The organism is Corallococcus sp. NCSPR001, from assembly GCF_017309135.1.
Lineage (GTDB): Bacteria > Myxococcota > Myxococcia > Myxococcales > Myxococcaceae > Corallococcus.
This window is the reverse complement of sequence record NZ_JAFIMS010000002.1, coordinates 9,126,926-9,139,422: the sequence shown is the minus strand read 5'-3', so window position 1 is coordinate 9,139,422 and position 12,497 is coordinate 9,126,926. Positions and strand designations below refer to the sequence as shown.

Below are 12,497 nucleotides of genomic sequence, written 5' to 3'. Positions count from 1 at the left end.
GACAACTACTGCCCGGAGCTCACCGTGAAGGTGGCGCCGGAGAAGGCGCTGTAGCCGCGGATGAGCACGTAGTACGTGCCGGACTGCGCGCCGTTGAGGGTGCAGGTCTCGTCGCTGCTGGCGCCCGCGGAGCGGCAGTCGTAGCTGGTGGTCGTGGGCGCGCTGCCGAACTTCACGTAGAGGTCCGCGTCACCCGTGCCGCCCGCCAGCGCGAAGCGCATCGCGGTGGCGCCGGAGGGCTTCACGTAGCTCAGATGGGTGTTGCTGTTGCGGGCGCCGGAGACGTTGGTCAGCGTGGCGAGGGTCGTCCACACCGGCGGCGCGGCCACGCCCACGGCGCTCCAGGCCTCGTTGACGGACGTGACGGCGCTGGCGCCGTACAGGTCCTGGGCCGCCTGCGCGGTGGCGCCGCGCGCGTCGGCGAAGGTGCTGCCCGGCGTCAGGTAGACGGTGTTCGCGCGGTAGAAGATGGCCGCGCCCTTCATGATGCTGGCGTAGCTGTTGGCGTCGAGCGCCGGCACCACGTTGCTCGTCTTGCCGCGCGGGTGCGTGCCGCCGTTGACCATCAGGTGGAACGCCAGGTTCGCGATGCCGGAGTTCCAGTGCACGCCGCCGCTGTCGGACGTGCCGGTGTAGCGCGTGGGGTAGTAGTCGTAGTCCCCCGCGATGGCCGGGTCGTTCATGTAGCGGAGCGCGTCGCCCGCGGTGGCCGGCGTCCAGCACTCCTCGCCAATCTTCCAGGTGTTGGCGGTGACGGCGCCGTCCCGGTACGCCTCGATGGAGGCGCCGAAGATGTCGGACATGGCCTCGTTCAGCGCGCCGGACTCGTTGGCGTAGATGAGCTCCGAGGACGTGTCCGTGACGGCGTGGGTCAGCTCGTGGCCCACCACGTCCAGCACCGTGAGCGCGCTGGACTGCGAGCCGTCACCGTCGCCGTAGACCATCTGCGTCCCGTTCCAGAACGCGTTCACGTAGTTCTTGCTGTAGTGGACGCTGGAGGTGAGCGCGGTGCCCAGCCCGTCGTAGCTGTCCCGGCCGAACACGCTGGAGTAGAAGTCGTACGTGAAGCCCGCGTTGTCGTGGGCCTGGTCCAGCACCGCGTCACCAGAGGCGCCCTGGCCCTCGCCGCGCACCAGCGTGCCGGGCAGCGTGGTGCGGTTCTTCGCCGTGTAGGTCTTCCGGTTGCGGGTGGTCTGGAGGTTGTCGAAAGCCCAGACGGAGTCACCGGTGCGCGCGTCGATGAAGACATTCGGCATGGAGGGCAGGCCGTCCACGTCCGTCGTCTCCAACTGCACGCGCCACGTCAGCCGGGTGTCCTTGCTGTCGGCGAGGATCTGCAGGTCCGCGCGGGGCGCGCCCGTGACCACGCTGCCCATGGCCTCCTGCCCGGCCACGGCGCGCTCGATGGCCTCCTGGGCCCGGAGCTTGGGAGAGGTGTCCACCTTGAGGTCGCGCACGAGCTTGTCCGTCACGCCCGCGATCGCGCCGTTCGAGTCCAGGTGGACGATGGCCGCCGCGCCAAAGACAGGCACGCCCTGGAACGTCTGCGAGAGGCGCTCATGCGCCTGGCCATGCCCGTCCACGTGGAAGCGCCGCGAGCTCAGCTCGCCTGCTCCCTTGAGGAAGCCGGGGCGCTGCGCCTGGAGCTGGCGGAGGCCGTCGCCGCGCATGGGCTTCGCGGCCAGCGCGCTGCCCTGCGCGTCCGTCTGAGCAGTGTTTTCAGCGGTGTCGGTGGGACCACAGGCGCTTCCCAGCAGCAGGAAGGACGCGAGCGAGGCGTAGTGACGGATGCGCACGGGGAACTCCGGTTCGCGCGAAGGGCGCTTTCCAGGGGGTGAGCTTTCACCCAGAAAAGAAATTTCCTGGGCAATTCAGGAGACCCGGGTTCTCGCGAAGCGGCCACGGCCGTGACCTGGAGGCGCTGTTCAGCGCACGGGATGTCTGGGTAAGACACGCCTCGACGCACGTCGCCTCCGGGCCCCGTCCGGAGCTCCCACAGGGGAAATGCATGTCATTGTCCGTCAGGGGCCTTGCTGTTCTCGCGGTGCTCGCCTGCCTGGTGCCCGGCTGCAGGGACGCATCCACCGCCGCCGTGGATGTCGTCACCTCGCTTCAGTTGGAGACGCCGGATGAGGACGTGGCCTCCGTCCAGGTCACCGTCTCCGGCCCGGACATGCCGGCGCGGACCGTCACGCTGAAGAAGGAGGCGGGCCGCTGGTCCGGGGTGCTGCGCGCGGTGCCCGTGGGAGCCGGGCACACCTTCGTGGGCGCGGCGCTGGATGGCTCGGGCGCGCGGCTCCACGAGGCCACGGTGTCGGACGTGGCGCTGACGGAAGAGGCCGGATCCGCGGCCGTCTACCTGCTGCTCCCGTCGTCCCAGCCGGCCTCGGACGTGCCCGTGGTCACCTCGCTCGTGGCGTCCCCGGGGGACCTGTCCGTGGGCCAGGCCGTGTCGCTGACCGCCACCGTGCGCGGCACCGAGACCGGTGGCGCGCCCGCCGCCGCCTGGACGTCCTCCGCCGACGGTGACTTCTCCGACTCGAGCGCGCTCCAGACCACCTGGACGGGCTCGCGGGTCGCGGATGCGGCGTTGACCCTCACGCTGACGCAGGCGAGGGGGCCGTCGGGCGTGCTCACCGTGAAGCTGCCCGTCCACAACGCGAAGCCCCTGTCGGAGGTCTTCTTCAACGTGTCGCCGTACGTGGCCTCCGCGCGCTCCACTCCGGAGACGGGCGTGGGGGAAGCAGCGGCGCTGGCGGTGACGTCCGTGGACCTGGAGGGTGAAACGCTGACGCATGCCTGGAAGGCCAGCTGCGTGGGCGTGTTCGAGGACATCACGGCGGCCACGACGCGCTTCACGCCCACGGCGCAACCGCCGGTGGTGGGCTGCAAGCCCTGCGACCTCACCGTCATCGTCACGGACCCGCATGGCGGCCGGGCGCAGGAGACGGTGTCGACGTGCGTGCGGCCCGGGGCCGCGTTGCCGGTGCTCGCGGAGGGGAACGGCCACTTCCTGGTCATCCGTCCGGGGGGCACCGTCTGGGCGTGGGGCAACAACGCCGTGGGACAGCTGGGGACGGGCTCCCCCGCGACCTCCGAGCCCGTCCCCGCGCAGGTGCCGGGTCTCACCGACATCGTCGCCGTGTCCGCGGCCAGCGGGTACTCGCTGGCGCTGCGCGCGGACGGCACGCTCTTCGCCTGGGGCGACAACACCTCCGGCCAACTGGCGAACGGAGACCTCGCGACGATTCGCCGCACGCCCGTCGTGGTGGAGGGCCTTCCCCGCATCGCGGCCATCGCCACCATGAACGTCTATTCCCTGGTGCTGGGCGTGGATGGCACGGTCTGGAGCTGGGGCAATGGCTCGCCCCTCCTCTCACGGGTGGACGTCCCGTCCGGCATCTCCGCGGTCGCCACCGAGCTCATGCATGGCGTGGCCCTGCACGAGACGGGGACGGTCTTCACCTGGGCCAGCAGCGGCAGCGGAAAGGCCACGGCCCCCACGCGCATCGACTCCCTCTCCGGCATCGTCGCCATCTCCTCCGGGATGAGCTCCAGCCTGGCGCTGGGCGCGGACGGGACGGTCTATACGTGGGGAGCGGGGGCCGAGCCGGGCGCCCGCACGGTGCCCGTGCGCGTTCCCGGGCTGTCGCGCGTGGCGGCCATCGGCAGTGGGGGCTCGTTCAATGCCACGCTCTCCACGGCCCTGCGTGACGATGGCAGCCTCTACACCTGGGCCTCCTACTTCCCGAGCCCCCAGCGCGTGGACTCCCTGCCTGCCATGAGCCGCCTGGGCGAAAGCAGTTGCATCGCCCAGCGCGCGGACGGGGCCGTCTTCACCTGGTGCAACGCGACCCTGGACCCCGTCCAGGTGCTCTCCGGCTCCCCGGCCGAGCAGCGGTAGCCGGGGCCCTTCAGCCGCGGCGCCTGGGCTCGCGCTTCGCGCCGGGGGCGGCCGGGTCCTTGGGCAGGTGCCTCAATCCCATCCACCCGAGCGCCGCGACGTGGCGGGCCACGTTCTCCGTGGAGAAGGCCTTGCCCTCCGCGGCCCACCAGTGGCCCACCTGCGTCACCATGCCCACCAGCGCGTTGGCGTAGATGGGCGCCACCTTGGGCGGGTAGCCGGCGCGCTCGAACTCGCTGCGGAAGACGTCGCTCACGCGCTGGGCCAGGTCGTCGATGACGCGCGTCAGTCCGCGCCGCGCCGCCGCCGTGGGCGAGTCCCGCGTGAGCACCGCGAAGCCCGCGGGCTCCTCCTTCACGTAGGCCATGAACGCCAGCACCGCGTCCTCGAAGCGCTGCCGGGGCGTGCCCTGCGCGATGCTCGTGGACACGCGCGCCACCAGGTTCTCCAGCTCCCGGTCCACGATGGCCGCGTACAGCCCCTCCTTCGCGCCGAAGTGCTCGTAGACGATGGGCTTGGACACGCCCGCCTGCTGGGCAACCTCTTCAATCGAGGTCGCCTCGTAACCCTTCGAGGCGAAGACCGCCCGGCCAATCTCCATCAACTGGACCCGGCGCTCCGCGCCCGTGAGCCGCTGTTTCTTCTTCAAGTTGACCTCGAACCTACCCATCGGTAACTTACCAGACCGAAACCTACCGTATCGTAGGTCAAACCAGGAGCCGGCACCGCCATGAAATGCTTCGTTTCTAGGTGTGCCGGGTCCACTTTGGGGCGCGGATGAGCGGGGCGGTGATGGGCATGGAGAAGCCGAAGCTTCGGGGCGTGCTGCACCAGTGGGCGGCGGCGTTCGCGGTGGGGGCGGGGGTGGTGCTGGTGGCGATGGCGCCCACGCCGCGCACGGCAGTGGCGTCCGCGTTGTACGCGCTGAGCCTGGTGGGGCTGTTCACCATCAGCGCGACGTACCACCGGGTGAACTGGTCGCCGAAGGCCCGCGCGTGGATGCGCCGGGCGGACCACGCGGCCATCTTCCTGCTCATCGCGGGGACGTACACGCCGGTCATCCTGCTGGGGCTGCCTCCCGAAGTGGGCAACACGCTGATGGCGTGGCTCTACGCGGGGGCGCTGCTGGGCATCCTGCAATCGCTGTTCTGGGTGGGCGCGCCCAAGTGGGTGACGGCGGCGCTGGCCATCGGCGTGGGGTGGACGATGATGCCGTACTTCGGCGACGTCTTCCGCGCGGTGGGCCCGGGCGCGAGCCTGCTCATCATCGCCGGAGGACTGGCGTACACGCTGGGGGCGCTCGCGTACGCCTTCAAGCGGCCCAACCCCCGGCCCGGCGTCTTCGGCTACCACGAGGTGTTCCACGCGATGACGCTGGTGGGCGCGGCGCTGCACTTCGCGGTGGTGCTGCGGTTGGTGCGCGCGGCGGGGTAGGGCGCCGCGCTGTTCAGCGCCCCGCCACGGCGAGCCGGCGCTTCGGGGCCGCGGGCTTCGGAACCTTGCGGCCCAGGTAAATCTCTCCCCAGGACTTGAGCGCGGCAATCACGCCCCTCAGCGTCTGGCCCTGCGGCGTGAGGCTGTATTCGACGCGCGGAGGGACCTCCGCGTACACCTGCCGGTGCACGAGCCCGCTCTCCTCCAGTTCGCGCAGGTGCTGCGTGAGCATCCGCTGGGTGACGTCCGGGATGCGCTTGCGCAGCTCGCCGAAGCGCAGCGTGCCTTCGAGCAGGTGGTAGAGGATGAGCCCCTTCCACTTGCCGCCAATCACATCCAGCGTCGCGGACACCGGACAACCGGCGGAGCAGTCATAGGTCTTGTGCCGGGCCATGGTTCCCTTTTCGTGCGTATGGGCGGAAATCCTGCGTACTTGTCCGTTCCAACCTTCGGGACGATGTTGCACGCAAAGGAGCCCCCCATGCGAGCCGTCGCCCTCACGAAGTACCTCCCCAGTGACCATCCCGAAGCCTTCGCCGACGTGGAGCTGCCGGACCCCACGCCCGGTCCCGGAGATCTGCTGGTGCGCGTGCGCGCCGTGTCCGTGAACCCGGTGGACGTGAAGGTGCGCGCGCCCAAGGACAAGGTGGAGCCCTCGCCGCGCGTGCTTGGCTGGGATGCGGCCGGCGTGGTGGAGGCCGTGGGGAAGGACGTGAAACACTTCCGCCCCGGCGATGAAGTGTTCTACGCGGGCTCCATCGCGAAGCCGGGGACGAATTCCGAGCTGCACGTGGTGGACGCGCGCATCGTCGGCCGCAAGCCCAAGGGGGTGACGTTCGCCCAGGCGGCCGCGATGCCGCTCACCTCCATCACCGCGTGGGAGCTGCTGTTCGAGCGCCTGGGCGTGCCACGGCACAAGACAGGCACCCGGAAGGATGAGTTGCTCGTGGTGGGCGGCGCGGGGGGCGTGGGCTCCATGGCCATCCAGATCGCCAGCAAGCTGACGGACCTCACGGTCATCGCCACGGCGTCGCGGCCGGAGACGGTGGAGTGGTGCAGGTCCCTGGGCGCGCACCACGTGGTGGACCACCGTCAGCCCCTGGCCGAGCAGGTGAAGGCGCTGGTGCCGGGGGGCGTGCGCTACGTGATGGCGCTCACCGCGACGGAGCAGCACTTCGCGCAGTTGGTGGAGCTGATGGCGCCCTTCGGGCACCTGGGCATCATCGACGACCCGCAGACGCCGCTCGACGTGACCGCGATGAAGCGCAAGAGCCTGGCGCTCCACTGGGAGCTGATGTTCACGCGCGCGCTCTACGACGCGGATCCGCTCTCCCAGCAGCGGCTGCTCGACACGGTGGCGGACCTGGTCGAGGGCGGCACGCTGCGGACGACCATGACCCAGGACTTCGGTCCGCTCACCGCCGCGAACCTCCGGCGCGCGCACGCGGCGGTGGAGACGGGCCGCACGGTGGGGAAGATCGTGCTCGGCGGCTTCCCCTGAGCGCTCGCGGAGGCGGTGAAGTCCGAGGCGCCCGCCAGTAGACTCGCGGGCCTCGTGGGCATCCTGGAAGACAGTTCTGGAGGCGCGTGGCGTGTCTGGGCCGCCGCGTGGTCCGCGCCCGCGCTCTTCTCCGCGCTGGAGACGTACACGTTCAGCCGGGACATGGCCGGGGCGCCCGCGCTGTGGCGGGTGTTCGCGGCGCAGATGCCCGCCTGGTACGTGTGGCTGCCCCTCACGCCGTGGCTCACCCGGCTCGCGGCGCGCGAGCCCCTGAGCCCCCCGAGGCCGCGCTCCGTCCTCGTGCACCTGGGAGCGTATCTGGGCATGGGCGCCCTGTTCGCCGCCGTGTACGCGCTGACGACGGCGCAGTTCATGCCCGGGCGGGACGCCACCTGGGCCGCGCGCTGGCTGCGGGCCTGGTGGGGTTGGCTGCCGATGATGGGCATGGCCTACGCGACGGTGCTGGCGGTGGCCTCCGCCACCCGGGCCTCCCAGCGGGCGAGGGACAGCGAGCGGCAGGCCGCGGCGCTCGCGGTGCAGTTGGCCGAGTCCCGGCTGCTCGCGCTCCAGACGCAGTTGCAGCCGCACTTCCTCTTCAACACGCTCAATGCCATCGTGGTGCTGGTGCGCGAGAAGGAGACGGAGGAGGCCGCGCGCATGCTGGTGCTGCTGAGCGACCTGCTCCGGCAGTTGCTCCAGCAGGGGGCCACCCAGGAGGTGTCCCTGCGCGACGAGGTGGCCGTGCTGTCGCGCTACCTGGAGCTCCAGCAGCTGCGCTTCGCGGACCGGCTGCGGGTGGAGTGGGCGGTGGAGCCGGAAGCGCTGGAGGCCCGAGTGCCCCACCTGGTGCTCCAGCCGCTCGCGGAGAACGCGCTCCGCCACGGCATCGGCGTGCGCTCCGCGTCCGGAGTGCTCCGCATTGGAGCGCGGCGGTGCGGAGACGCGCTGGAGCTGACCGTGCAGGACGACGGTCCGGGGCTGACCCGGGACTTCGACCTGGAGGCGGCAAGGGGCATTGGCCTGTCGAACACGCGCGCGCGTCTGGCGCAGCTCTACGGTGAAGAAGGCCGGCTGGGAGTCGCCAACGCGGAAGGGCAGGGCGCCGTGGCCACGGTCCTGCTGCCCTGGCGCTCCACGCCGAGCGCCGCTGGAGTGGCGCATGGCTGAACTGCGTGTACTGCTGGTGGACGACGAGCCGCTGGCCCGAAAGGGATTGAAGCAGGCCCTGGCGCGCCATCCGGACGCGGTGGTGTGCGGCGAGTGCCGCGATGGCCGCGAAGCCGTGGATGCCATCCGTGCCCAGCGTCCCCAGTTGGTGCTGCTGGATGTGCAGATGCCGGAGTTGGACGGCTTCGGCGTGCTGCGCGAGGTGGGCGCGGAGCAGATGCCCGCCGTCATCTTCATCACCGCGTTCGATACCTTCGCCGTGAAGGCCTTCGATGTGCACGCGGTGGACTATCTGGTGAAGCCCTTCGACGACGCGCGCTTCGACGAAGCGCTGGCCCGGGCCCGTCAGAGGCTGCGCGCCGGCGAGGCCGCCGAACTGGGCCGGCGGCTCGCGGACCTGTTGGCGGACGCGGGCCCGGCACCCAGGCCCGCCGAGCCGCCCGCGGACCGGCTCCTGGTGCGCGTGGGTCTGCGCTCCGTGCTCGTCCCCGTCGCGGACATCGAGTGGGTGGAGGCGGACGACTACTGCGTCACGCTGCACGCGGACGGGAAGGCCCACGTCCTGCGCGAGACCCTGGCGGCGCTGGAGGCGCGGCTGGATCCAGAGCGCTTCGTCCGCATCCACCGCTCCGCCATCGTCAATGTGGAGCGCATTCAAGAAGTGCACCGGCCATCCCCCACGGAGCAGGTGGTGGTGCTGCGAAGCGGCATGCGTCTTCGAGTCAGCCGCAGCCGCCGAGAGCACCTGGAGCGGCGACTGGGCCGGGCCCGCTAATCCCCAGCCAGCCCATGCCGCCCGCCGGGCCCGGTCTCCCAAAACCTGTCCGACAGTCCGACAGGTTCCCATCGTCGCCTCAACCTGTCCGACAGCTTCCCGGGGTCGTCCGAACCTGTCCGACAGTCGGACAGGTTTTTTGGTTTCGCCGCCGGCGGGGAGGCCCGGTGGGTTCTTACCTTCTCATCCGTGGCGACAGGATTGTTGTTGCCCTGAGGGCCTCAGGGCTTGCGGACCTTGTCCACGGCGGCGGTGAGGGCGCTCCAGTCCGTGGGCTTCAGGTGCATGCCGAACACCTTGGCCACCGGGAGCTTCTCCCGCTCGGCCACCTCCACTGTTTCGTCCACCTGCTGCACGTTGAAGAACGCGCCGTCCGGCTGGGGCTGCACCAGGTCGGAGGTGTAGAGCAGCCGGTGTTCCGGCAGCCATGCGAACAGCATCCGCTCGCCCGTCTCCGTGCGCACCGGGACGAGCTCCAGCCGGTTCTTTCCGGCGCCCAGCACGCGCCGTCCGTCCACGACCTGGAGCTTCGCGGCGCGTGGCTTCCTGGCCAGCGCATCCGGCATGAGCGTGCGCGGCGCCGCCACCAGCCGCTCCACCAGCGCGCGGTTGAGATCCAGCACGTGCACCGGGATGCCCCGGGCCACGTACTCGCGCAGGCCTCCGATGTGCGGCCAGGCGTCGCTGGTGGACACCACGGCCTTCACCTTCAGACCCGGGAAGCGCTTCGCGGCCTCGTCCATCACTCGCGCCGAATAGCCGGACGCGAGCGGGCCCTCCACCACCACCACGCCGTCGTCCTGCGCCACCAGGGCCACGTTCCATGCACCCGGCAGTTGCACCACGCCGGGCGCCACCTCCACCGGTGGCGCGTCTGGTCGGACCACGGGGGTTTCGTCCAGCTTCCTTGCCCGGCGGGCCTCGAAGCCCTGCTTCACTTCGTCCAGCACGGCGAAGTCCGCGTCCTCGAGCGGCGGATCCACCGTCACCGCCGTCACCGTGACGGAGTGGTAGGGCTGGCTGTTGCGCGCCCACTCCCAGTGACGCGGATAGCGCAGGCCTCCCGGCTCCAGCGTCCATGCCTGGAAGGACAGCACCGTGCGCACGTCGCCCCAGACGCTCCAGAAGACATCCTCCGGATGCGCGTCCACCGTCTCCACGGCCGTGGGCAGTCCCGTGCGGGCGTTGAGGAACAGGCGCACGCTCGCGCGGTCCTGGTGGAAGGCGACGACGTGGTGGGGCACCTCCTGCAGCACCGTGTCCGCCTGGGCGCGCAGGTCCTTCGCGTCCAGGGCCGCGAGCAGCACGTGCTCGGGCGCGAAGGCCATCCGCTCCTGCAGGTCCTGGAGCTGCGCGGCGCCCATGGGCAGCCACTTCCCCTGGAAGTCCGCCGCCGCCACACCGTCGGCGAGCAGCATCGTCACGCCCTTCCAGTCCTCCACCCCCATCCCTCGGCTCTCGGACTCCTGACGCAGGCGGCCCCGGCGCAGGTCGCGCACCTCTTCGAACTGCTCGTACATGACGAGGAAGGGCGGCGTCGGGCGCTCGGACTGCTCCAGCAGGTTCCAATGGCCTACGCCTCGTAACCGCAGACCCGTGAGCGCGCGGAGCCGGGCCTCGCCTCCCATGGCCTCGGCGGCGGCGCGGACGTGGGCGAGGGCGGGGGACTCGGCGGCGGCGGGCAGGGTGAGCAGCAGCGCCGCGACAGTGGACAACAGCAGGGGGCTTCGCATGGCCCCACGATGCCGTGGCCGGAACCTGCCTTCAGGGGCCATGCCGCCAGTGACCCGAAGGGCGCGGCGAACGGTGCTGGGAGCGCGGCGAATGGCGAAGGCCTGGCGGTCCCCGACGCACCCGGCAGCCAGCCTTGCTCGGGGCACGGCCGCACGGCCGGTCGCAGGCCAGCGGGACGGTGCACATCTTCGCCCGGGGTGAAGGGGCCCAGGCGAGAGGTGGACCATGAAGAAGACGGTGGCGGACCAGTTCGTGGAGGTCCTCGCGCTCGCGGGGGTGAAGCGCATCTATGGCGTGGTGGGTGACAGCCTCAACGCCCTCACGGAGTCGCTGCGCCGCCGGGGCGACATCGAATGGGTGCCCATGCGCAACGAGGAGGCCGCCGCCTTCGCCGCGGGCGCGGAGGCGCACCTCACCGGGCAGCTCGCCGTGTGCGCGGGGAGCTGCGGCCCCGGCAACCTGCACCTCATCAACGGCCTGTATGACTGCCACCGCAGCCGGGCGCCGGTGCTGGCCATCGCCGCGCAGATTCCCTCCATGGAGCTGGGCACCGGCTACTTCCAGGAGACCCATCCGGAGTCGCTCTTCAAGGAGTGCAGCCACTACTGCGAGCTGGTCTCCGGCCCCAACCAGATGCAGCGCACGGCGGAGATCGCCGTCCGCAGCGCGGTGGGCAAGGGCGGCGTGGCCGTGGTGGTGCTCCCCGGCGACATCGCCATGCTGAAGGCGGAGGACGCGCGCGCTCCCACGCCGGAGTCGCTGCTCGCATCGTCGTCCCAGCTCATGCCGTCCTCCGCGCAGGTGGAGCAGATGGCCGCGCTGCTCAACCGCGGCGGGCGCGTGACGCTGCTGTGCGGCGCGGGCTGCGAGGGCGCGGGCGCGCAGGTGGTGGAGCTGGCGAAGCGGCTCCAGGCGCCCGTCGTCTCCGCGCTCCGGGGCAAGGAGTTCGTGGAGAAGGACAACCCCCACTTCGTGGGGCTCACGGGGCTCATCGGCTACGCGTCCGGGTACTGGGCGATGATCGACTGCGACGTGCTCCTGATGCTGGGCACGGACTTCCCCTACCGGCAGTTTTACCCGGACAGCGCCGACACGCGGATCATCCAGGTGGACGTGCGCGCGGAGAACATCGGCAAGCGCACGCGGGTGGACCTGGGCGTGGTGGGCAGCGTGTCCGCCACCGTCCAGGCGCTCCTGCCCCGCATCGAAGCGAAGCGCGACACGAAGCACGTGGAGCGCGCGCTCGCGCACTACCGCAAGACCCGCGAGGAGCTGGACTCCCTGGGGCAGGGCACGGTGGGGAAGACGCCCATCCACCCGCCGCAGGTGGCCCGCGCGTTCGACCTCCAGGCGTCGGATGACACCATCTTCACCTGCGACGTGGGCCTGCCCACCGTGTGGGCCGCGCGCTACGCGACCATGAGGGGCGGCCGGCGGCTGGTGGGCTCCTTCAACCACGGCTCCATGGCGAGCGCCCTCGCGCAGGCCATTGGCGCGCAGAAGGCCTTCCCGGACCGGCAGGTCATCGCCTTCTCCGGTGACGGCGGCTTCACGATGTTGATGGGGGACTTCATCGGCCTGGTGCAGTTGGGGCTGCCCATCAAGGTCGTGGTGTTCAACAACAGCTCCCTGGGCTTCGTGGCCATGGAGCAGCAGGTGGGCGGCATGCTCGACGTGGGCACGGCGCTCCAGAACCCGAACTTCGCCGCGCTGGCGGAGGCCGTGGGCATCAAGGGCCTGCGCGTGGAGGACCCGGGGCAGGTGGATGAAGCCGTCCAGCTGGCGCTCGCGACGCCGGGCCCCGTGCTGGTGGACGCCGTGGTCAGCAAGGCGGAGCTGGTGATGCCTCCCCGCATCACCGCGTCCATGGCCGCGGGCTTCACCCTGTTCGGCATCAAGGCCCTGCTCAACGGTCGCACCAACGAGGTGCTGGAACTGGCGCGCACCAACCTCTGGCGCTGAAACCCCTGGCATCTCCAGCG

10 protein-coding genes are annotated in these 12,497 nt (G+C 70.9%); 6 read left to right on the top strand and 4 right to left on the bottom strand.

Annotation, left to right across the window (positions count from 1 at the left end):
• Positions 1 to 5 precede the first annotated feature (5 nt).
• Positions 6 to 1,796, bottom strand: a complete 1,791-nt coding sequence (locus JYJ93_RS38730; protein ID WP_206799800.1) for a M4 family metallopeptidase — start codon at positions 1,794 to 1,796, stop codon at positions 6 to 8.
• 212 nt (positions 1,797 to 2,008) lie between these two features.
• Here JYJ93_RS38730 and JYJ93_RS38725 point away from each other — a divergent pair, with 212 nt between their 5' ends.
• Complete coding sequence (locus JYJ93_RS38725; protein ID WP_206799799.1) at positions 2,009 to 3,904, top strand: hypothetical protein; 1,896 nt, start codon at positions 2,009 to 2,011, stop codon at positions 3,902 to 3,904.
• Between the two features lie 10 nt (positions 3,905 to 3,914).
• Here JYJ93_RS38725 and JYJ93_RS38720 read toward each other — a convergent pair whose 3' ends face one another.
• A complete protein-coding gene (locus tag JYJ93_RS38720) occupies positions 3,915 to 4,553 on the bottom strand; it encodes a TetR/AcrR family transcriptional regulator (protein WP_242544097.1) in 639 nt (212 codons plus the stop codon).
• A gap of 143 nt (positions 4,554 to 4,696) precedes the next feature.
• Between JYJ93_RS38720 and JYJ93_RS38715 the strand changes: the two genes are divergently transcribed.
• On the top strand, positions 4,697 to 5,338 hold the full coding sequence (locus tag JYJ93_RS38715; RefSeq protein ID WP_330166770.1) for a hemolysin III family protein: 642 nt from the start codon (positions 4,697 to 4,699) through the stop codon (positions 5,336 to 5,338).
• 13 nt (positions 5,339 to 5,351) lie between these two features.
• On the opposite strand, the gene JYJ93_RS38710 is transcribed toward JYJ93_RS38715, so the two are convergent.
• Entirely contained in the window at positions 5,352 to 5,732 is a 381-nt protein-coding gene (locus JYJ93_RS38710; protein ID WP_206799798.1) for a helix-turn-helix domain-containing protein, read from the bottom strand.
• An 87-nt stretch (positions 5,733 to 5,819) separates the two neighbouring features.
• Between JYJ93_RS38710 and JYJ93_RS38705 the strand changes: the two genes are divergently transcribed.
• From JYJ93_RS38705 to JYJ93_RS38695, 3 genes are read left to right on the top strand one after another with little or no spacing between them, the layout of a single operon-like run.
• Entirely contained in the window at positions 5,820 to 6,839 is a 1,020-nt protein-coding gene (locus tag JYJ93_RS38705) for a zinc-binding alcohol dehydrogenase family protein (RefSeq protein WP_206799797.1), read from the top strand.
• A 15-nt stretch (positions 6,840 to 6,854) separates the two neighbouring features.
• Positions 6,855 to 8,006 (top strand): histidine kinase, encoded by a 1,152-nt coding sequence (locus JYJ93_RS40905; protein ID WP_206799796.1) that lies wholly within the window; start codon positions 6,855 to 6,857, stop codon positions 8,004 to 8,006.
• Entirely contained in the window at positions 7,999 to 8,781 is a 783-nt protein-coding gene (locus tag JYJ93_RS38695) for a LytTR family DNA-binding domain-containing protein (RefSeq protein WP_206799795.1), read from the top strand. The genes JYJ93_RS40905 and JYJ93_RS38695 overlap by 8 nt, the downstream gene beginning before the upstream one ends.
• Before the next feature lie 221 nt (positions 8,782 to 9,002).
• On the opposite strand, the gene JYJ93_RS38690 is transcribed toward JYJ93_RS38695, so the two are convergent.
• Entirely contained in the window at positions 9,003 to 10,514 is a 1,512-nt protein-coding gene (locus tag JYJ93_RS38690) for a hypothetical protein (protein WP_206799794.1), read from the bottom strand.
• Between the two features lie 226 nt (positions 10,515 to 10,740).
• On the opposite strand from JYJ93_RS38690, the gene poxB reads away from it, so the two are divergent.
• Positions 10,741 to 12,477 carry a ubiquinone-dependent pyruvate dehydrogenase gene (gene poxB, locus JYJ93_RS38685; RefSeq protein WP_206799792.1) on the top strand — a complete coding sequence of 579 codons (1,737 nt, stop codon included), beginning with the start codon at positions 10,741 to 10,743 and terminating at the stop codon, positions 12,475 to 12,477.
• Positions 12,478 to 12,497 lie beyond the last annotated feature (20 nt).

Coding starts and splice junctions, on each gene's coding strand:
- JYJ93_RS38725 (WP_206799799.1), top strand. CDS start 2,009: ATGTCATTGTCCGTCAGGGGCCTTGCTGTTCTCGCGGTGCTCGCCTGC.
- JYJ93_RS38715 (WP_330166770.1), top strand. CDS start 4,697: ATGGGCATGGAGAAGCCGAAGCTTCGGGGCGTGCTGCACCAGTGGGCG.
- JYJ93_RS38710 (WP_206799798.1), bottom strand. CDS start 5,732: ATGGCCCGGCACAAGACCTATGACTGCTCCGCCGGTTGTCCGGTGTCC.
- JYJ93_RS38705 (WP_206799797.1), top strand. CDS start 5,820: ATGCGAGCCGTCGCCCTCACGAAGTACCTCCCCAGTGACCATCCCGAA.
- JYJ93_RS38695 (WP_206799795.1), top strand. CDS start 7,999: ATGGCTGAACTGCGTGTACTGCTGGTGGACGACGAGCCGCTGGCCCGA.
- JYJ93_RS38690 (WP_206799794.1), bottom strand. CDS start 10,514: ATGCGAAGCCCCCTGCTGTTGTCCACTGTCGCGGCGCTGCTGCTCACC.
- poxB (WP_206799792.1), top strand. CDS start 10,741: ATGAAGAAGACGGTGGCGGACCAGTTCGTGGAGGTCCTCGCGCTCGCG.